The following is a 19084-nucleotide window of genomic DNA, read 5'->3' as shown; positions in this document are numbered from 1 at the left end:
ATATTTCCGGCCAGAGAAACGGGGGGCGCGGCGCGAAAGGGGACGGGCGCGCGCTGGTCAGCAAGGGGGAGAGCGGCTCAGGGCACGCCGCCCCAGCTGCCGCGGTTGCGTTCCCAGATCTTCTCTCCGATGCGGCAGTCATAGGCCTGGACCGGCCAGACCCGGGGGCCCGGCGGCGGCGTCAGCCCCGCGATCTCCTGCACCAGCTTGCGCTCCACCGCCGCGGCGAAGTCGCGCCAGTCGGTCACGGGAACCACGAAGGCGCCGGGGCCGCCGATGACGCAGGCCTCGTAATTGCGGTCGAGATCGGGGACCGACCAGCGGTCGTAGGGGTCCGAGACCGCCATCAGCGGCAGGCCGTTGATCGTGATGCCCCGCGCCAGGACCGCGTCGCGCGCGGCGGTGACGGGGCCCCCCTGGTTGTTCGGCCCGTCGCCCGAGATGTCGATGACCCGGCGCAGGCCCCGGTAGCCGTTGCCCTCGAAATGCTCGGCGCCGAACGTCAGCGCCGAGGAGATCGAGGTCCGGCTCACCGTGTAGGGCGCCGACAGCAGCAGCGCCTCGGCGAAGCGCCCCGCTTCCTCGCGCGAGGAGATCAGCGTCCAGTCCACTGCCACCCGCTCCAGACCCGCGCCCGCCCATTCCACATAGGACATGGCGACCTGCCCGATGAAGCCGCGCCCGATGGCGCCCTGAACCGCCTCGGACTGCAGGACGGCGGCATAGCCCTGCCGCTGGATCTGCAGCTCCTGGGCGGTCATCGAGCGGGAGACATCCACCAGGAGCAGAAGCTCCAGGTCGACCTCGACGGGGCCGGTCGGCGCGGGCTCCGGCGCGCCGGGGTCCGGCGCACCGAGGCCGGGCAGGTCCAGCGCCTGCGCGAAGGCGGGCCCGGCGGAACCCGCAAGCCAGAGGCAGAGAAAGAGGATCGCCCGCGTCATGCCCAAGCGTCGCCGCCCGGCCCGCCCCCTGTCCAGTCCGCAGGGCGTCCGGGGCCGCTCACCATCGCGCGAGCGGGCAATCCGTGGGCACCCGCCCGGCGGACGGGCAGGGCGCGTCGCGTGGCCCCGGTGCGGGGAGGCTCAGGATTTCATTTCAGGATCAAGGAGTTGCCGGGGTGTTCAAAATGTACGCCCCCGGCCCTGCGGATCAGAACCCGCCGTCGCCCTGCTGCTGCCAGGGCTTCACGAGGTTGCCGAACCGGGTGAAGCGGCCCTCGAAGCTCAGGTCGACCGACCCGATGGGCCCGTGCCGCTGCTTGCCGATGATCACCTCGGCCTTGCCGTGGAGCTTTTCCATCTCGTCCTGCCACTGGGCCATCTTCTCCATCTCGTGGTCGCCCGGCTTCTCGCGTTCCTTGTAGTATTCCTCGCGGAACACGAACATCACCACGTCCGCGTCCTGCTCGATCGAGCCCGATTCCCTCAGGTCCGACAGCTGCGGCCGCTTGTCCTCGCGGCTCTCCACCTGGCGGCTGAGCTGCGACAGGGCCACCACGGGGATGTCGAGCTCCTTGGCGATGGCCTTCAGGCCTTGCGTGATCTCCGACACCTCGTTCACCCGGCTGTCCTTGGCGCTCGCGGGGCGCACCAGCTGCAGATAGTCCACGAAGAGCGCGTCGAGCCCGTAGGTCCGCTTCAGCCGCCGCGCCCGGGCGGCGAGCTGCGAGATCGGCAGGGCGGGCGTGTCGTCGATATAGAGCGGGCAGCTCTCCAGGGTCTTGGCCGCGTCCACGAAGCGCCGGAATTCCGCCTCGGTCATGTCGCCCCGGCGGATCTGCTCGGAGGGCACCTCGGAGGCCTCCGACAGCACCCGCGCGGCGAGCTGCTCGGCCGACATCTCGAGGCTGAAGAAGCCCACGACGCCGCCGTCGATCGTCCCCTCGGTCCCGTCGGGTTTCAGGCCCTTGCGGTAGGCCTTGGCGATGTTGAAGGCAATGTTGGTGGCCAGCGAGGTCTTGCCCATCGACGGCCGCCCGGCGAGAATCAGGAGGTCCGACCGGTGCAGGCCCCCGAGCTTGCGGTCGAGATCGACGAGCCCGGTGGAGAGGCCCGCGAGGCCCCCGTCCCGCTGGTAGGCGGCATGCGCCACGTTCACCGCGTCGGTGACGGCCTTCAGGAAGGACTGGAACCCGCTTTCCGCCTGGCCCTGCTCGGCCAGCGCATAGAGCTTCTGTTCGGCCTCGACGATCTGCTCCCGCGGGCCGTCGTCCACCTCCACCCGCGTCGCGCGGTCGGCGATGTCGTGGCCGATGGCGATGAGATCGCGGCGGATCGCGAGGTCGTAGATCATCTGCGCATAGTCGCGCACCGCGTAGGAGCCGATCGCATGGCCCGCGAGCCGCGCCAGATAGGCCGGCCCGCCCAGCTCCTTCAGCCCCTCGTGATCCTCGAGGAAGGTCTTGAGCGTCACCGGCGAGGCGAGCGCGTTCTTCTGGATGCGCGCGGCGGCGGTCGTGTAGATCGCTTCGTGCACCGGATCGTAGAAGTGATGCGGCTGGATGATCTGGGCGACGCGGTCGTAGACGTCGTTGTTCGTCAGGATCGCGCCCAGAAGCTGCTGCTCGGCCTCGATCGAATGGGGCAGGCTGCCCCCGTCCACTGACTCCGCGTCCGTGGTCCTGCCACGGAACGCCGCGATCTCGTTCATCCCGGCCCCCCTGCTCGATTATTTCCGTCCCGCTGGACTGGGGTCTTAGTCACTCTGCCGGGGCGGAGGCAAATTGTATAAACCTGTGGAAAGCTCCCGCCGCCGTGCTCTTGTCCATATCCTGCGGCGGCGGGACCGTTCGCGTCAACATCTGGAATTCCGCGGCCCCGACGTCAGGCGGGAGCCCGCCAGTCCCGGGGGGCCCGAAGGAAGACCTCCACGCCGTCCAGCGTCTCCGAGTCGAAACTTCCGCGCCGCCGTGCCTCGGCCAGCACATCCCACCAGGTGCAGAGGTGAAAGAGCCGCACGCCGTGGTCCGCGAGGCGCGCGGGCGTCTCGGGGAAGATGTCATAGTAGAAGATCACCGCCGTCGCGTCGCAGACGGCACCCGTCTCGCGGATCGCGTCGACGAAGGACAGCTTCGAGCCGCCATCCGTCGTCAGGTCCTCCACCAGCAGCACCCGCTGGCCCTCGGACATCGCCCCCTCGATGCGGGCATTGCGGCCGTAGCCCTTGGGCTTCTTGCGCACATAGGTCATCGGCAGGGCCATCCGTTCGGCCACCAACGCGGCGAAGGGGATGCCCGCCGTCTCTCCGCCCGCCACGTTGTCGAAGGCCTCGAACCCCGCCTCGCGCAGCACGGTGGCGGTCAGGAAATCCATCAGCGTCGAGCGGATGCGCGGATAGGAGATCAGCCTGCGGCAGTCGATATAGGTGGGCGCCACGTTGCCCGAGGCATGGGTATAGGGCTCACGCGCGTTGAAATGCACCGCGCCGATCTCGAGCAGCATCCCCGCCGTCAGCCGCGCGATCTCGTCCTTGTCCGGAAACCCTGCCCCGATCATCCTCGTCCCCCTTGCTTCAGTCTGCGACCCGCCAGTGCAGCGGAAAGCCCGGGTCGAACACCGTGACCGGGCCGTCCGGCGTCTCCACCTGGCCGGGGGGCTGCCACGGCGCGCCTTTCACCAGCGTGATCCGCTCCTCATTGGGCGGCAGCCCGTAGAACCTGGGCCCGTTCACCGCCACGAAGGCCTCGAGCTGCTTCAGCTTGCCCGCGACCTCGAAGACCTCCGCGAGGCAGGACATCGTGACCGGGGCCGTGAAGATGCCTGCGCAGCCGCAGGCCTGCAGCTTCGCGCCGTCCGTGTGGGGCGCGCTGTCGGTGCCGAGAAAGAACCGCCGGTCGCCCGACACGGCAGCCTCGGCCAGTGCCACCCGGTGCTTCTCGCGCTTGGCCACGGGCAGGCAGTAGAAATGCGGCCGGATGGCGCCCGCGAGGATCGCGTTGCGGTTGATGATGAGGTGATGGGTGGTGATCGTCGCGGCCAGACGCTTCCTCGCATCGCGGACGTAATCCACCGCCTCCTGGGTCGTGATGTGCTCCATCACGATCTTCAGCTCGGGCACATGGCGGCGCAGGGGCTTCAGCACCTTGTCGATGAACACCCGCTCGCGGTCGAAGATGTCCACCTCGGAATGGGTCACCTCGCCATGGACGCAGAGCGGCATCCCGATCTCGGCCATCCGCTCCAGCACCGGGCGCACCTTGTCGATGTCCCGCACACCCGACGCCGAGTTCGTGGTGGCCCCGGCAGGGTAGAGCTTCACCGCCGTGGCGATGCCCTCGGCATGGGCGCGGGCCACGTCGTCGGGATCGGTGCCCTCGGTCAGGTAGAGCGTCATCAGCGGCGTGAAGGTCATGCCCTCCGGCAGGACCGTGAGGATGCGCTCGCGATAGGCCATGGCGTCGGCGGCGGTCACGACCGGGGGCACGAGGTTCGGCATGACGATGGCGCGGGCGAAATGCGCGGCCGTCGCGGGCAGCACGGCCTTCAGCATGGCGCCGTCCCGCAGGTGGAGGTGCCAGTCGTCGGGGCGTCTCAGCGTCAGGCGGTCGGTCATGGGCGCCCGATTACACGCACCGCGCCGCCTTTCCCAGCCCCTTGCGTGAACCGGCCGGGGGCGCGAAGAAAGACGCATGCCCGATCACTCAGGAAAGGCCGCCCCATGCTTGGATTTCTGATCGCCGCCCTGGCGGGGTTCCTGACCCCGAAACTCGAGGAGCCCGCGGCCCGGCCGCTGGCGAAATCGCTGTCCTCCTCGGTGAAGGTGGAGCCGGGCGAAATCCGCACGCTGGCCTTCATGCTGGCGCTGCTGGGGGCGGCCCTGCTGTCCACGGCGCTGGACAGCGACAATGCCTTCGCCGTCGTCCTCGGCGGGGTGCTCGGGTATTTCGGCACGCGGATCGTGGCGGCCCTGCGCCGCGCGATGGACCCGCCGAAGAAATGAGGGCTACTGGGCCGCGGTGATGCGGCCCAGGCGTTCCTCCATCGACTCCAGCCGCTTGCGGAAGAACGGCCTGCCGGTGGCCTCGAGCCCGTGACGGCAGACTCGCCGCGCAAACTCCAGCCGCCCGTCGTCCCGGGTGCGCCGCATCAGCGCGTGAAGATAGCCGAAATGCTTTCGCCGCGCGCGGTAAAGCCGCCAGAACAGGGGCTCGGCCAGACTCCCCTCCAGCGCGGAACCGGCCAGGGGCTCGAGCACGCCCATGCTGCCCAGGTGCTCGTCGATCTCGTAGCCGAGACCGCGACACCGCAGGCGCATCACGCCCTCGCGGCGGAAGAGGGCGGCATGCATCGCATCCTCCTCGACCTCCGGGTCGTGGAGCACCATCGCCTGTCCCGCCGCCTCCAGCATGTCGGGCGCATAGCCGTAGCGTCCCTCGAAATCCCGCCTCCGCGCGCCGAAGAACCGCGCGTCCCAGCCTGCCGTCTCGGCCGAGAGCGTGGCCTGCGGCCGCAGCGCGATCACAGCCGCGCCGGGGGCCGCCACCGAATAGGCCGCCGCCGCATAGCCGCCGGCGCCTGCACCCATGAACAGGACGGCGTCCGCCTCGTCGAAGAGTCCCTCGTCTGTCAGCCCGTCGAAGAAATCGAAGACTGCCGCGTCCCTGAACCAGGTCGCTCCCTCCGAGACCATGCAGAGCCAGCTTGCATCGGTCACCTCCGCCAGATGCCGTGCCGTGGGCACGACACCCGCGTCGGCCTCCTCCAGCCGCGCCTCGGTCTCGAAGGTGACGATCAGGTCCCGCCCGATCCCGGGGCGGAAGATCGCCTCATGGGACCGACCCAGACGACGCACCGATCCCCCCGCGACGGCCCGCGCTTCGGCCCTCAGCGCCTCGCGCAGTTCGTCCTCTTGGGATGCGGGCCGCCTCGGGGCCCCGGTGTCGTCGCTCATGCGGCTTGAGCCTCTTTGTTCAGCGCCGGTGGCGGAACCGTGACCTGTCAGAAGAACGCTTGCAAGCCCGTCTGCGCCCGCCCGAGAATGAGCGCGTGGATGTCATGGGTGCCCTCGTAGGTGTTGACCGTCTCGAGGTTCACCATGTGGCGCATCACGGCGTACTCTTCCTGTATGCCATTTCCGCCATGCATGTCCCGTGCGGCCCGCGCCACGTCGAGCGCCTTGCCGCAATTGTTTCGCTTCATGAGACTGATCGTTTCCGGACTCGCGGTTCCCGCCTCCATCATCCGCCCCAGCGCCAGCGCCCCCTGAAGGCCCAGCGCGATCTCCGTCTGCATGTCGGCGAGCTTCTTCTGGTAAAGCTGGGTGCCCGCGATTGGCTTGCCGAACTGCTTGCGGTCGAGGCCATACTGGCGCGCCGCGTGCCAGCACGCCTCGGCCGCCCCCATCACGCCCCAGGCGATGCCATAGCGCGCGCGGTTGAGGCAGCCGAACGGCCCCTTCAGCCCTTCGACCCCCGGCAAGAGCGCGTCCTCGCCCACCTCGACGCCATCCATCACGATCTCGCCCGTGACCGAGGCGCGCAGGCTCAGCTTGCCGCCCACCTTGGGCGCCGAAAGCCCTTTCATCCCCTTTTCCAGCACGAAGCCCCGGATCTTGCCGTCATGGGCGTCCGATTTCGCCCAGACCACGAAGACATCCGCGATGGGCGCGTTCGAGATCCACATCTTCGAGCCGGTCAGCCGGTAGCCGTCCGCGGTCCTGATCGCCCGCGTCTTCATGCCGCCGGGGTCCGATCCGGCGTCGGGTTCCGTCAGGCCGAAACAGCCGATGAACTCCCCTGTCGCCAGCTTCGGCAGATATCGCTCGCGCTGGGCGTCGGAGCCATAGGCGAGGATCGGATACATGACGAGGCTCGACTGCACCGACATCATCGAGCGGTAGCCCGAGTCCACCCGTTCGATTTCCCGCGCCACGAGGCCGTAGGTCACGTATCCCCCGCCCAGCCCGCCGAACCGGTCCGGCACCGTCACGCCGAGCAGCCCCGCGGCCCCCATCTCGGCAAAGATCTCGGGGTCCGCCGTCTCGTCGCGATAGGCCGCGATCACCCGCGGCGCGAGCCGGTCCTGCGCGAAGGCGCGGGCGGCGTCCCGCAGCATCCGCTCGTCCTCGGTCAGCTGCGCCTCGAGGCCCAGCGGATCGGTCCAGTCGAAGGCGGCAAGGGCGGCGGCGTCGTGGGTGCGGTTGGGATCGTCGAGGGTCATGGCTGTCTCCTTGTGTCCCGGATACGTCCTGACAGGCCGCGGATAAACCCCCGGCGTGCTTCAGGTCCCGCAGAAGGTGCGCGCCACCCGCTCTTCGGTCGCGGGCGGTCGGGTGTAGTAATCTTCAGGTTTTTTAAAAGGCTGCGTCACGGCGCTCAGAAGTCGCTCGAAGACTCTCAGGTCCCCGCCCAGGCCCGCCTGGATCGCCTGTTCGATCCGGTGCAGCCGCGGGATCACCTGCGGATTGCTGCGCGCCATGAGGTCCGCGTCAGGCCCCTCCGACTCCCAGGTCGCGCGCCATGCGTCGAAGGCCTCTCGGTCCATGAACTCGTCCCGCGCATCGGGCAGGCGGCGGAAGACATTGGTGAAATCGGCCCCGTCCTTCGCCATCAGCGTCAGCAGCGCCTCGGCAAGATCGGGCGTCTCCAGTGCGAGACCCAGCTTCGCGCCGAACCGCCGCCGCCACGCCGCCTGGTAGACCTCGCCGAAGCGGTTCACGATCCCGGTGAACTCCTCCACCGCGGCCTCCTCATCCGGCATCAGCGGGAGCAGCGCCGAGGCCAGCTGCGCGATGTTCCAGACCGCGATCTGCGGCTGGTTGGCATAGGCATAGCGGCCGAACTGGTCGATGGAGGAAAACACGGTGTCGGGATGATAGGCGTCCATGAAGGCGCAGGGGCCATAGTCGATCGTCTCGCCGGACACGGCCATGTTGTCGGTGTTCATCACCCCGTGGATGAACCCCAGCGACATCCAGTGCGCCACAAGCTCGCCTTGCGCTTTCATCACGGCGTCAATCAGTTGCGGGACATCCTTCGCGTCCGGGTAGTGCCTTTCGCGCACATGGTCCGCCAGCCTCGCCAGCGCCTCGACATCCCCGCGCGCGGCGAAGAACTGGAAGGTGCCGACGCGGATATGGCTCTGCGCCACCCGCGTCAGGATCGCGCCCGGAAAGGCCATCTCGCGCAGCACCGTCTCTCCCGTGCTGACCGCCGCCAACGCGCGGGTCGTGGGCACGCCCATCGCCGCCATGGCCTCCGACATCACGTATTCGCGCAGCACCGGGCCGAGCCAGGCGCGCCCGTCGCCCATCCGGGAATAGGGCGTGCGCCCCGAGCCCTTGAGCTGGATATCGCGCCGCCCCGCAGGCCCCACCGCCTCGCCCAGAAGGATCGCGCGCCCGTCGCCAAGCTGCGGATTCCAGTGGCCGAACTGGTGCCCGGCATAGACCTGCGCCAGGGGCTGGGCGCCCTCGGGCAGCTCGTTGCCGGAAAAGAGCCGCGCCAGCTCCGCGCGCGACAGACCTGCGACGTCGATCCCCAGTTCCGCTGCCAGCGACTCGTTGAAGGCGATCAGCTCCGGCGTGGTCACCGGCGTGGGGTCCAGGGCGGTGTAGAACCGTTCCGGCAGGCGGGCATAGGAATTGTCGAAGGGGATTCTGGCGGTCATGGACCAAAGGTAGGCGTCCCGGCGCCCTCCCGCTAGAGCGGGCGGGACAGGATCGTCGCGCCTGCGCGCGGCGTCAGCCCGGCCGTGCGGCAAAGCGCCGCCGAGGCGGCATCCTCGCTGTCGATCACCAGCCGCAACATGGTCACGTCGGCCGACTTGAGCGCCCGCCCGATCTCGTAGAGCGCCTCGCTTGCGATGCCCCTCCGCCTCACCGAGGGCCGCACCCAGATCTCGTCCACCGTCGCGTCCATGCCGCCCGATTCCAGAGACCAGCCGAAGGTCACGATGACATAGCCCACGGGCGCCCGTGCCGGCCCGAAGATCCAGACCGCCCCCAGCGGCGAGCCCTCGAGCAGCGGAGACAGCGCGGCGGCCCGGCTCTCGTCCGTCGTCGTCAGGCCGCGTTCCTCGTGCATCCGCCGCACCAGCGGCAGCAGGCGGGGCGCGTCCTCGGTCGTGCAAAGCGTGATTTGCGTCACAGCCGGCCCAGCCTTTCTGTCAGCAGCGCGAAGAAGCCGTCCGCATCGACGCCCCCCATGAACTGCGCGTTCTTCTCCCGGTCGGTGACGCCCCACCAGTCCGCCACGGTCATGCCCATGGTCAGCGGCGAGCCGGTCTCCACTTCGACGTTCACATGCCGGCCGGTGAATAGCTCGGGCTTCAGCAGGTACGCGATGACGCAGGGATCATGCAGCGGCCCGCCCTCCCAACCGTACTTTCCGAGGTCGAACCGCTCGTAGAAATCGAGCCAGCCGTGCACCACCTCGCCCACGGTGCCCAGCGCGCGGATCGCCCCCAGCCGCGGCGGCGTGATCAGCACCTTATGCGTCACATCGAGCGGCAGGATCGTCAGGGGCCTGCCGCATCTGAACACGATATCAGCGGCTTGCGGGTCGACAAGAATGTTGAACTCGGCCGCAGGCGACCAGTTGCCCACCTCGAAATAGGCCCCGCCCATGATCACGATCTCGCGCACCCGGCCCACGATGTCGGGCGCGCGGGTAAAGGCCGTGGCGACATTGGTGAGCGGCCCCAGCGTGCAGAGCGTGACCGTGTCCTCAGGCTCTGCCCGCAGCGTCTCGATCAGGAAATCGACGCCGTGCATCTCCTGAAGCGGCATCGCGGGCTCGGGCAGCTCCGCGCCGTCGAGGCCCGACTGGCCGTGCACCGCCTCGGCCGTCTTCAGCTCGCCCTTCAGCGGCCTGTCGCAGCCCGCGAAGACCCGGATGTCGGGCCGTCCCGCCAGTTCGCAGATCTTGCGCGCGTTGAGCGAAGTCAGCGCGAGAGGGATGTTGCCCGCAACGGCCGTGATCCCCAGAACCTCGAGGTCCTCGGGGGAGGCCAGCGCGAGCAGGATCGCCACCGCGTCGTCCTGCCCCGGATCCGTATCGATGATGATCTTGCGCGGCATCCCGTCCTCCCTGAAGCGCCGCGACCATTTCAGGCCGCAGGGGCGCCGTCCAGCCCGACTCCGTCCGCCGCGCCGCAGAAACCCGACCTGCCGGCCGTCATCGTCGGGGACGAGAAAGTTCGGAACCGATCCGCAGGGGGATCATTGAGGATGCAATTGCAACCAAGGAAAGGAGATCATCATGAACTCCATGACCAAGATCATCGCCGCCCTCGCCTTCGTTCTGCCCGGTGCCGCCATGGCGCAGGAGGGCGAGCCGATGACCTTCGACCGCTTCCAGGAGGTCTATGGCGAAGGTCGGATCGACCCGACGAACAACGACCGCATCCTGTTCTCGATCCTCGACACCGACAACGACGGCATCCTGAGCGTCGCGGAACAGCGCAGCATCGAGGACGCGAACGCGCCCGGCGGTGACGGCATCAGCGACATCGAGGTCGACGACGACGACACCTGATCGCTCTGGTGAGTGCCGGGGGCGGGCGTTACTTGCCCGCCCCTCTGGCCAGCGCCGCCACACCGGTGCGCGCAAGCTCGACAAGACCCAGCGGAGTCATGAGATCGGCGAAGGCGTCGATCTTCTCAGGGGTCCCCGTGATCTCGAAGACGAAGCTCTCCAGCGTGGAATCGACGACATTGGCGCGGAAGATCTCCGCAAGCCTGAGCGCCTCGATCCGCGCCTCTCCCTTTCCCGCCACCTTGAACAGTGCCAGCTCCCGCTCCACTGCCCGGCCCTCGACGGTCAGGTCGTGGACCTCGTGCACCGGCACGATCCGGCCGAGCTGCGCCTTGATCTGCTCGATCACCTGCGGCGTGCCCGAGGTGACCAGGGTGATCCGGCTGCGGTGTCCGGTATGGTCCACCTCGGCTACCGTCAGGCTCTCGATATTGTAGCCCCGGCCCGAAAAGAGCCCGATCACCCGCGCCAGAACGCCGGGCTCGTTCTCCACCAGCACCGCGAGCGTGTGGCGCTCCTCCACATCCGAGAAGGTGGGACGCAGATTGTAGGCGGAATGGCTCGTGGAGCCCTTCTTGATGTTCAACGGGGACACTTGGGTCTCATCCTCTGTCTTTCGGTCGGAACGATGTGCCGGACGGAACCGGCGGCGGGCTGCGCCTCGCGGGCGGGCAGGGGTCCCGGCCGGGCCGGGACCGCCCGCATCACACCAGCACCGAGCCCTTCGCGTCGATCACGCCCTGGGTCTCGGCCTCGCCCAGCAGCATCTCGTTATGCGCCTTTCCGCTCGGGATCATGGGGAAACAGTTCTCGTGCTTCTCTACCACGCAGTCGAAGAGCACCGGCCCCGGATGGTGGATCATCTCGAGGATCGCATCGTCGAGGCAATCGGGATCGTCGCAGAGGATCCCCTTGGCACCGAAGGCCTCGGCCAGCTTCACGAAATCGGGCAGCGCCTCGGACCAGCTCTGGGAATAGCGCTCGCCGTGCAGGAGCTCCTGCCACTGGCGCACCATGCCCAGCCGCTCGTTGTTGAGGATGAACTGCTTGACCGGCAGGCGGTACTGCACGGCGGTGCCCAGCTCCTGCATGTTCATCAGCCAGGACGCCTCCCCGGCCACGTTGATGACAAGGCTGTCGGGATGGCCCAGCTGCACGCCGATCGACGCCGGATGGCCGTAGCCCATGGTCCCGAGACCGCCCGAGGTCATCCAGCGGTTCGGATCCTCGAAGCCAAGGTACTGGGCGGCCCACATCTGGTGCTGGCCCACCTCGGTGCAGATGTAGCGATCCATCCCCTTGGTCAGCGCCTCCAGCCGCACCATCGCGTGCTGCGGCTTGATGGTGCGGCCCTTCTGCTCGAAGGCGAGACAGTTCACCTTCCGCCAGGTGCGGATCTGGTCCCACCAGGCGGTCAGCCCCTCGCGGTCGGTCTTGCGGCCGCGGCTCTTCCAGACCTTCAGCAGGTCCTCGAGCACATGGCCCACGTCGCCGACGATGGGGAAATCGGCATGGACCACCTTGTTGATCGACGAGGGGTCGATGTCGATGTGGGCCTTCCTCGAGCCCGGAGAGAAGGCGTCGATCCGCCCCGTGATCCGGTCGTCGAACCGTGCGCCGATGCAGATCATCAGGTCGCAGTCATGCATCGCCATGTTCGACTCGTAGAGCCCGTGCATCCCCAGCATGCCGAGCCATTTCTCGCCCGAGGCCGGATAGGCGCCGAGGCCCATCAGCGTGGAGGTGATCGGAAAGCCCGTCGCCTCCACCAGCTCGCGCAGGAGCTGGCTCGCCGCGGGACCCGAGTTGATGACGCCGCCGCCGGTGTAGAAGATCGGCTTCCGCGCGGTCTCCATCGCCGCCACCAGCTCGGTGATGGTGCCGATATCGCCCTTCACCGGCGGGTTGTAATGCGTGGTGACGCGCCGCGCCTCGGTATACTCGCCGGTGGCGAACTGCACGTCCTTCGGAATGTCGATCAGGACCGGGCCCGGCCGGCCCGCGGTGGCCACATGGAACGCCTCGTGGATGACCCCCGACAGCCGGTCGGTGTCCTTGACGAGCCAGTTGTGCTTGGTGCAGGGGCGGGTGATGCCGACGGTGTCGGCTTCCTGGAAGGCGTCCGAGCCGATCATGAAGGTCGGGACCTGGCCCGTCAGCACGACGATCGGGATCGAATCCATCAGCGCGTCCGTCAGGCCCGTGACGGCATTCGTGGCCCCCGGGCCCGAAGTCACCAGCGCCACGCCCGGCTTGCCGGTGGAGCGGGCATAGCCCTCCGCCGCGTGAACCGCGCCCTGTTCGTGCCGCACGAGGATGTGACGGATGTCGTTCTGGAGGAACAGCTCGTCATAGATCGGCAGCACCGCACCGCCGGGATAGCCGAAGACCACCTCGACGCCCTGATCCTTCAGGGCCTGCACCACCATTTTCGCTCCGGTCATCTGACGTGTCATGGTTCTCTCCGTCTCACGTCTGGCATTCACGCACAAAAAAAGCCCCCGAGGTCATCGAGGGCGCATGGGGACTGGTCTGGTCTTGCCGTTACCGGCCCATGCGCCTTGGTCCTACGATGAGTACGAGGTCGGTCATGCGCCGCTCCAACTTGCGTCCGCGCTTATGCCCCCGCCGGACCGGAGGGTCAACAGCGCAAGTGCGTGATTTCTTCGGGCGCCTCCAAAACGAAAGATAGTTGCGCAACGAGTCTCGGCCCGGTTCCCGCCACGGCGCGAGTCGCCGGCCGCGGCCCGCCGGACCGGGGCCTCGCGATCCGGAAGCATTCTGCAGCTCTGTCCGGACAGTTGCCCCAAGGACAACCAGATCGTTTCCAGTTCCGGGACAACGGCAGAGAATCCTTTGGCGCCCGCCATCAGACGGACATATTTCCGCCAAGTAAACGCCACGCGGTCCCCGGGGGGAGGCCGCCCTCTTGTCCTTGGGGAACCCATCATGCTGCCAATCGGTATCCAGAACAACGTCGACGCCCTTCTGGCGGCCAACCCGCTTGCCAACCCGACCGCGATCCAGCTCTTCAACGGGATCTGGTTCGTCGCCTTCTTCGGCCTGCCGACCGACGGCAAGGCCGACGTCAACGTCGGCTACTACTTCGAGGACGGCACGCTGCGCGAGGGGGGGATCACGGTGGCCGACACCGGCGTCGACATCGACGCGCCGCTCGGCGTCAGCGCCTTCGGCGGACCGGAGGGCACGGTGGGCACGGTGCTCTACACCAAGGAGGGCGAAGAGCTCGCCGCCATCGTCGGCAACCGATCCCGGGACGCGATCGAGGGCGGCGACGAGGCCGACCGCATCCTCGCCGGAGGCGGGCCCGACGTGGTCGTCGGCGGTGACGGCGACGACGAGATCTTCGGCGGCGGCGGCGGCGACACGCTCTATGGCGGTGAGGGGGACGATGTCATCGATGCCGGACGCGGCGATGACGTGGTCTTCGGCGGCGCCGGAAACGACAGCATCCTCGGGGGGATCGGGTCCGATACGCTCTACGGCGACGAGGGCGACGACACGATCGACGGCGGTGCCAACCGCGACGAGATCTACGGCGGAGAGGGGAACGACCTGCTCCTCGGCGGCAGCAATATCGACACGCTCTTCGGCGGCGAGGGCGACGACGTGCTGGAGGGCGGCGCAGGCGACGACACGCTCGAAGGCGAGGCTGGCGATGACGTGCTCGTGGGCGATGAGGGCGACGATACGCTCTTCGGAGGCGCCGGCACCGACCTGCTGTTCGGCGGGGACGGCAACGACCTGCTCGACGGCGGCGCGGCGGCCGACGAACTGGACGGCGGGGCGGGTGACGACCTGATGCTCGGCCGTGGCGGGAACGATGTCGCGTTCGGCGGCGCCGGGAACGACACGATCTTCGGCCACGAGGGTGACGACCTTCTGTTCGGCAGCGAAGGCGACGACTTCATGGACGGCGGGATCGGCGACGACCTTCTCGACGGGGAGGACGGGGACGACACGCTGCTCGGCAGGGCAGGGGAGGACACTCTCCTCGGTGGCGCCGGCAACGACCTCCTTCGCGGGCAGGACGGCAACGATCTGCTCCAGGGCAATGATGGCGACGACGAGTTGCGCGGCGGTGCCGGCGACGACATCCTCCTCGGCGGCGAGGGCGACGACAGCATGACCGGCAATGCCGGCGACGACGAACTCTTCGGCGGGCTCGGCGACGACATTCTCCGGGGCGGCAGCGGCAACGACACGCTCTACGGCGACGAGGGTGACGATTTCCTCGCGGGCAACGACGGCGACGACGTGATCTTTGGCGGCGACGGCCGGGATGTGGTCCGCGGCGGCGCGGGCGACGACGTGATCGACACCTCGGGCAACATCCAGCCCGGCTTCGGCATCGTGCCCGACGTCTCTGGCACACCCAACTCCGGCTATCCGGGCCTGTTCGAGGATGACCCGGACCCCACCGATGACGAGGACCTCGTCTACGGCGGCGACGGCAACGACACGATCCGCACCGGCGACGACAACGACGTCGTCTACGGCGGCGCCGGGAACGACTTCATCGACGGCGGCTTCGACGACGACACGCTCTTCGGCGACGACGGCGACGACACGATCATCGGCGGCGAGGGCGCGGACGTGATCCGGGGCGGTGCGGGCAACGACATCCTCTACGGCGGACTCGCGCCAGGCCTGCCGGACAGCCTGAACGTCCCCGACGACGAGGGCGATCTGAACCCGTTCAACGGCATCGACACGCTCTTCGGCGGCGAGGGCGACGACACGATCTACGGCATGGACGACAGCGACGAGATCTACGGCGGGTCGGGCAACGACTTCCTCGACGGCGGGATCGACGACGACACCCTGACCGGCGGCGAGGGCGACGACATCTTCTTCTTCGGAGACAAGGGCGGCACCGACACGGTGACCGATTTCGGCAACGGGGCCGACAGCATCCATCTGCAGATCACCGGGATCGAGAGCTTCGCCGACCTGTTCCTGAGCCAGGAGGACTCGACCGCCGTGATCGAGGCCGGGGAGGTCACGATCCGGCTCGAGAACGTCGACGCCGCCGATCTCGACGAGTCGCTGTTCAGCTTCCCCTAGGACCGGCGGGGGCGGTCCAGGCGCGGGGGCCGCGCACGGCCCGCTGTCCCTGCGCTCGCGACCGGGCGGCGGGCCGCGCGCGCTTCCGGCCGGATCGGAAGCGGGCCGGCCCCTGTCTCAGTGCCCGGTGCCCTGCAGGACCCCGTGCTCCAGCGCATAACGCGTGAGCCCGGCGGTCGAGGAGATCCCCAGCTTGCGGCGGATGTTCTTGCGGTGCGTCTCCACCGTGCGGACGGAGATATCGAGCGCCAGTGCCACCTCCTTGTTCGAACGGCCCTGGGCGAGCTGGAGCAGGATCGTCTGTTCCCGCCCGGTAAGCGGCTCCCGCCCGTCCGCGGTGCCGGGGCTGAGCGAGGTGCGCGCGCCGGTGCAGAGATAGCGCTCGTCCGACATCACCACGTCGATCGCGGTCTTGATCTCGTCCACCGGCACGTCCTTCAGGACGTAGCCCCGCGCGCCGTGGCGCAGGGCGGTGGAGATGTATTCCGGACTGTCATGCATCGACAGCACCAGCACCCGCGTCTCGGGCCGGCGCTCGAGGATCAGCTCCGTGGCCGAGAGCCCGCCGAGGCCCGGCATGTTGAGGTCGAGCAGCACCACGTCGGGGGCGATCTCCTCGATCCGGTCCACCGCCTCCTGCCCGCCGGAGAGCGCGGCGGCGATCTCGATGTCGTCGTAGGTCTCGAGGATCGACTGGATGCCCTCGATCACCATCGGGTGGTCGTCGACGATCATCACGCGGGTGGGGGGCATCGGCGGCGGGGCTCCGTCTGTGGACTTGGTCGGCGACCCTAGCAGCGGTTTCCGGGCAAGAGAAGCCGGACGGATCACCCGGTGGCGGCGCGGGCCGTATCGGCCGTGAGGAGATGGGTCAGCGGCACCTGCGCCTCGATCGCCGTGCCGTCCGCGCCCGAGGTGACCTTCAGCGTCCCGCCCAGCTGCTCCATCCGCTCGGCCATGTTGCGCAGCCCGAGCCCGCTTTGCCGGCCCTGCGCCGCCATGCCCGAGCCGTTGTCCGCGATCCGGAGCACGGCCCCGGCCCGATGGCCGCGCAGGCACATCTCGACGCGGTCCGCGCCGGAATGCCGCTCGATGTTCGTCAGCGCCTCCTGCGCGATGCGGTAGAGCGCGATCCGCGCATCCTGGTCCAGCCGGTTGCGGAAGACGACGGTCTGGAAGGCGACCGCGATGCCGGTCCGGGCGCTGAAATCGTCCGTCAGCGACTGCAGCGCGGGACCCAGCCCCAGATCGTCGAGCACCCCGGGCCGGAGGTCCCGGCTGATCCGCCGCACCTCCTGGATCGCCTGGCCGAGCGCGCCCAGCCCCTTGTCGAGCGATTCCGACGCCCGCGCGTCGCCGGGGCCCAGCCGCCGCCGCGCGAGTTCGAGCGCATAGCGGACCGAGACGAGGATCTGGCTGATCGAATCGTGCAGCTCCCGGGCGACGCGCCCGCGCTCTTCCTCCTGCGCGTCGATGATCCGCTGGGTCAGGGCCTTCAGCTTGGTGTCCGCCAGCATCCGCTCCCGTATGTTGAGGGCGAGGCCGGTCAGGAAGACGGTGAGCAGGGCCGCAATGGTGATCGCGAGGATATAGAGCGTCGTGCGCCCGATCCGCGCATCCACCTCCGCCCGCGCGGCGGCGACGATCTCGGTCACGTCGTCGATGAAGATGCCGGTTCCGATGGCCCAGCGCCAGTCCTGGAGACCGTTGACATAGGCCAGCATCGTCGCCGTCTCGCCGGTCGACGGCTTGGGCCAGGCGAAGCTGTGATAGCCGCCACCTGCCCGTGCGAGCCGGATCAGCTCGTCGGTGATCTCCGTGCCGCCCGCATCCCTGAGCCCGGACCAGTCGCGCCCGATGAGCTGGGTCTGGCGCGGCGCCACGAGGTTCACGCCGTCATAGTCGAAGACGAAGAAATACCCGTCCTGACCGTAGAGCGTCGCCGCGAGGATGCGGGTCGATTCCAGCTTGGCCGCCTCGTCGTCGGGGGCGGCGCGGCCGTAGATGTTCAGAAACGAGGTCCGAGCGATGGACAGGTAATTGCGCAGCTCCTCGCGCTTCGCCTCCATAAGCTGCCGCTCCAGCGCCGCGATCTCGCGCTCGGCAAGCTGCCGCGTGCTGCGATCCACCAGCACCGTGATCGCGGCCACGGCGAAGACCAGGGGAATCGCCGCGATCAGGTAGAGCTTGGCCGCATAGGGCAGGCGCAGACGGTGAAGCATCGCCCACCGTTAGGCCGAAACCGCGGCGCGGAAAAGCGGCGCGCCGCCGCTTCGGGGCCGATCCGGCCCGCTCGCGCGGGGCGGGACGCTGCGTCTACGCAGTGATGGGTATGGCGCGCGAAAGAATCTGTCGCTACCACTTTCGACACTTCGAGATCCGTCCGGCCCGTGGGAGGGGCCGGGCACCAAACGGGAGGTATCCATGGATCGTCGTTCCTTTCTGACCAAGGGCGCCGTCGGCGGCGCCGCTGCCGCCACGGCTTCGGCCCTTGCCGCCCCGGCCTATGCCCAGGGCAACCGCACGCTCACCTTCGTGACCACCTGGGGCCGCGGCCTCGCCGGCGTGCATGACGCGGCACAGCATTGCGCCGATGTCATCACCGCCATGACCGACGGCCAGCTGACCGTCGATCTGAAGGCCGCGGGCGAGCTCGTGGGCGCCTTCGAGGTGTTCGACGCCGTGGCCGCCGGCCAGGCCGACATGTACCACGGGGTCGACTACTATTTCCTCGGCCAGCACCCGGCGCTGTCCTTCTTCAGCCAGATCCCCTTCGGCATGAACTTCCAGGAATATTCCAACTGGTGGTACCATGACGGCGGCAAGGAGCTGGGCGACGAGCTCTATTCCATCTTCGGCCTGAAGGCCTTCCCCTCGGGCAACACCGGCCCGCAGTCGGGCGGCTGGTTCGCCAAGGAGATGACCTCGGTCGAGGACTTCCAGGGCCTCCGGTTCCGCATGCCCGGCCAGGGTGGCCAGGCGCTCGGCAAGCTGGGCGCATCGGTCCAGAACCTGCCCGGCGCGGAGGTGTATCAGGCGCTGGCCTCCGGCGCCATCGACGGCACCGAATGGATCGGCCCCTGGGCGGACGAGAAGGCCGGCTTCCAGGAGATCACCAAGTTCTACTACACCTCGGGCTTCCACGAGCCGGGTCCGAACCTGAACACCGTGGTCAGCCTCGATGTCTGGGACAGCCTGACGCCCGCGCAGCAGGCGATCTTCGAGCAGGCCTGCACCGCGACGAACATCTGGTCGATGTCGCAGTTCATGGCCAACAACTCGGCCGCGCTGCAGCGCCTGCAGTCCGGCGGCGTGCAGGTCCTCGAGTTCAACGACGAGATCTGGGACGCCTTCGGTGCCGCCGCTCAGGAAGTCGTGGCCGAGAACATGGGCGACGAGCTCTATGCCCGCTGCTACGACAGCTACATGACCTCGCTGCAGGCATCGGCCAACTGGAGCAGCCGCTCCGAGGGCGAGACCACCATGCAGCGCAACCGCGTTCTGGGGATCTGATCCCGGCGC

17 protein-coding genes are annotated in these 19084 nt (G+C 68.5%); 4 read left to right on the top strand and 13 right to left on the bottom strand.

What is annotated here, in order from left to right:
- Positions 1-77: 77 nt before the first annotated feature.
- From EAT49_RS16790 to pyrC, 4 genes are all read right to left on the bottom strand, one after another.
- Positions 78-941 (bottom strand): DUF1194 domain-containing protein, encoded by an 864-nt coding sequence (locus EAT49_RS16790; RefSeq protein ID WP_123643457.1) that lies wholly within the window; start codon positions 939-941, stop codon positions 78-80.
- 208 nt (positions 942-1149) lie between these two features.
- The gene (locus EAT49_RS16785) at positions 1150-2649 is read right to left on the bottom strand and encodes a replicative DNA helicase (RefSeq protein WP_123643456.1); all 1500 of its coding nucleotides are present in this window, start codon (positions 2647-2649) and stop codon (positions 1150-1152) included.
- Between the two features lie 173 nt (positions 2650-2822).
- Positions 2823-3494, bottom strand: coding sequence for an orotate phosphoribosyltransferase (locus EAT49_RS16780; protein ID WP_123643455.1), 672 nt, complete (start codon positions 3492-3494; stop codon positions 2823-2825).
- Between the two features lie 16 nt (positions 3495-3510).
- Positions 3511-4551 (bottom strand): dihydroorotase, encoded by a 1041-nt coding sequence (pyrC, locus tag EAT49_RS16775; protein WP_123643454.1) that lies wholly within the window; start codon positions 4549-4551, stop codon positions 3511-3513.
- A gap of 105 nt (positions 4552-4656) precedes the next feature.
- Between pyrC and EAT49_RS16770 the strand changes: the two genes are divergently transcribed.
- Positions 4657-4938: a hypothetical protein gene (locus tag EAT49_RS16770; RefSeq protein ID WP_123643453.1), complete on the top strand. Its 282-nt coding sequence runs from the start codon at positions 4657-4659 to the stop codon at positions 4936-4938.
- Positions 4939-4941: 3 nt separating this feature from the next.
- Here the strand turns inward: EAT49_RS16770 and EAT49_RS16765 are convergent, their stop codons facing one another.
- From EAT49_RS16765 to EAT49_RS16745, 5 genes are read right to left on the bottom strand one after another with little or no spacing between them, the layout of a single operon-like run.
- Complete coding sequence (locus EAT49_RS16765) at positions 4942-5889, bottom strand: phosphoadenosine phosphosulfate reductase (protein WP_123643452.1); 948 nt, start codon at positions 5887-5889, stop codon at positions 4942-4944.
- A 47-nt stretch (positions 5890-5936) separates the two neighbouring features.
- Complete coding sequence (locus tag EAT49_RS16760; RefSeq protein ID WP_123643451.1) at positions 5937-7157, bottom strand: acyl-CoA dehydrogenase; 1221 nt, start codon at positions 7155-7157, stop codon at positions 5937-5939.
- Positions 7158-7217: 60 nt separating this feature from the next.
- Entirely contained in the window at positions 7218-8606 is a 1389-nt protein-coding gene (locus tag EAT49_RS16755; RefSeq protein ID WP_123643450.1) for a protein adenylyltransferase SelO, read from the bottom strand.
- 32 nt (positions 8607-8638) lie between these two features.
- Positions 8639-9085, bottom strand: a complete 447-nt coding sequence (locus EAT49_RS16750) for a GNAT family N-acetyltransferase (protein WP_246003889.1) — start codon at positions 9083-9085, stop codon at positions 8639-8641.
- Positions 9082-10017 carry a nucleoside hydrolase gene (locus EAT49_RS16745; protein WP_123643449.1) on the bottom strand — a complete coding sequence of 312 codons (936 nt, stop codon included), beginning with the start codon at positions 10015-10017 and terminating at the stop codon, positions 9082-9084. Before EAT49_RS16745 ends, EAT49_RS16750 begins: the two co-directional genes overlap by 4 nt.
- Before the next feature lie 181 nt (positions 10018-10198).
- On the opposite strand from EAT49_RS16745, the gene EAT49_RS16740 reads away from it, so the two are divergent.
- Positions 10199-10474, top strand: coding sequence for a hypothetical protein (locus EAT49_RS16740; protein WP_123643448.1), 276 nt, complete (start codon positions 10199-10201; stop codon positions 10472-10474).
- Between the two features lie 28 nt (positions 10475-10502).
- Here EAT49_RS16740 and ilvN read toward each other — a convergent pair whose 3' ends face one another.
- Both ilvN and EAT49_RS16730 read right to left on the bottom strand, forming a co-directional pair.
- Positions 10503-11069, bottom strand: a complete 567-nt coding sequence (gene ilvN / locus EAT49_RS16735; protein WP_123643447.1) for an acetolactate synthase small subunit — start codon at positions 11067-11069, stop codon at positions 10503-10505.
- Between the two features lie 109 nt (positions 11070-11178).
- Positions 11179-12930, bottom strand: coding sequence for an acetolactate synthase 3 large subunit (locus EAT49_RS16730; protein ID WP_123643446.1), 1752 nt, complete (start codon positions 12928-12930; stop codon positions 11179-11181).
- 493 nt (positions 12931-13423) lie between these two features.
- Here EAT49_RS16730 and EAT49_RS16725 point away from each other — a divergent pair, with 493 nt between their 5' ends.
- Positions 13424-15562 carry a calcium-binding protein gene (locus tag EAT49_RS16725; RefSeq protein ID WP_123643445.1) on the top strand — a complete coding sequence of 713 codons (2139 nt, stop codon included), beginning with the start codon at positions 13424-13426 and terminating at the stop codon, positions 15560-15562.
- 117 nt (positions 15563-15679) lie between these two features.
- Here EAT49_RS16725 and EAT49_RS16720 read toward each other — a convergent pair whose 3' ends face one another.
- Positions 15680-16315: a response regulator transcription factor gene (locus EAT49_RS16720; RefSeq protein WP_123643444.1), complete on the bottom strand. Its 636-nt coding sequence runs from the start codon at positions 16313-16315 to the stop codon at positions 15680-15682.
- A gap of 74 nt (positions 16316-16389) precedes the next feature.
- Positions 16390-17784: a cache domain-containing protein gene (locus EAT49_RS16715; RefSeq protein WP_123643443.1), complete on the bottom strand. Its 1395-nt coding sequence runs from the start codon at positions 17782-17784 to the stop codon at positions 16390-16392.
- A 202-nt stretch (positions 17785-17986) separates the two neighbouring features.
- Here EAT49_RS16715 and EAT49_RS16710 point away from each other — a divergent pair, with 202 nt between their 5' ends.
- A complete protein-coding gene (locus EAT49_RS16710; RefSeq protein WP_123643442.1) occupies positions 17987-19075 on the top strand; it encodes a TRAP transporter substrate-binding protein in 1089 nt (362 codons plus the stop codon).
- Positions 19076-19084: the final 9 nt, after the last annotated feature.

It is taken from the genome of Histidinibacterium lentulum, assembly GCF_003789055.1.
GTDB classification, from domain to species: domain Bacteria; phylum Pseudomonadota; class Alphaproteobacteria; order Rhodobacterales; family Rhodobacteraceae; genus Oceanicola; species Oceanicola lentulus.
This window is presented reverse-complemented; position numbering and strand designations above follow the sequence as displayed.

Coding starts and splice junctions, on each gene's coding strand:
- EAT49_RS16740 (WP_123643448.1), top strand. CDS start 10,199: ATGAACTCCATGACCAAGATCATCGCCGCCCTCGCCTTCGTTCTGCCC.
- EAT49_RS16730 (WP_123643446.1), bottom strand. CDS start 12,930: ATGACACGTCAGATGACCGGAGCGAAAATGGTGGTGCAGGCCCTGAAG.
- EAT49_RS16715 (WP_123643443.1), bottom strand. CDS start 17,784: ATGCTTCACCGTCTGCGCCTGCCCTATGCGGCCAAGCTCTACCTGATC.
- EAT49_RS16755 (WP_123643450.1), bottom strand. CDS start 8,606: ATGACCGCCAGAATCCCCTTCGACAATTCCTATGCCCGCCTGCCGGAA.
- EAT49_RS16725 (WP_123643445.1), top strand. CDS start 13,424: ATGCTGCCAATCGGTATCCAGAACAACGTCGACGCCCTTCTGGCGGCC.
- EAT49_RS16760 (WP_123643451.1), bottom strand. CDS start 7,157: ATGACCCTCGACGATCCCAACCGCACCCACGACGCCGCCGCCCTTGCC.
- EAT49_RS16780 (WP_123643455.1), bottom strand. CDS start 3,494: ATGATCGGGGCAGGGTTTCCGGACAAGGACGAGATCGCGCGGCTGACG.
- EAT49_RS16785 (WP_123643456.1), bottom strand. CDS start 2,649: ATGAACGAGATCGCGGCGTTCCGTGGCAGGACCACGGACGCGGAGTCA.
- EAT49_RS16745 (WP_123643449.1), bottom strand. CDS start 10,017: ATGCCGCGCAAGATCATCATCGATACGGATCCGGGGCAGGACGACGCG.
- EAT49_RS16765 (WP_123643452.1), bottom strand. CDS start 5,889: ATGAGCGACGACACCGGGGCCCCGAGGCGGCCCGCATCCCAAGAGGAC.
- EAT49_RS16790 (WP_123643457.1), bottom strand. CDS start 941: ATGACGCGGGCGATCCTCTTTCTCTGCCTCTGGCTTGCGGGTTCCGCC.
- EAT49_RS16720 (WP_123643444.1), bottom strand. CDS start 16,315: ATGCCCCCCACCCGCGTGATGATCGTCGACGACCACCCGATGGTGATC.
- EAT49_RS16770 (WP_123643453.1), top strand. CDS start 4,657: ATGCTTGGATTTCTGATCGCCGCCCTGGCGGGGTTCCTGACCCCGAAA.
- pyrC (WP_123643454.1), bottom strand. CDS start 4,551: ATGACCGACCGCCTGACGCTGAGACGCCCCGACGACTGGCACCTCCAC.
- EAT49_RS16710 (WP_123643442.1), top strand. CDS start 17,987: ATGGATCGTCGTTCCTTTCTGACCAAGGGCGCCGTCGGCGGCGCCGCT.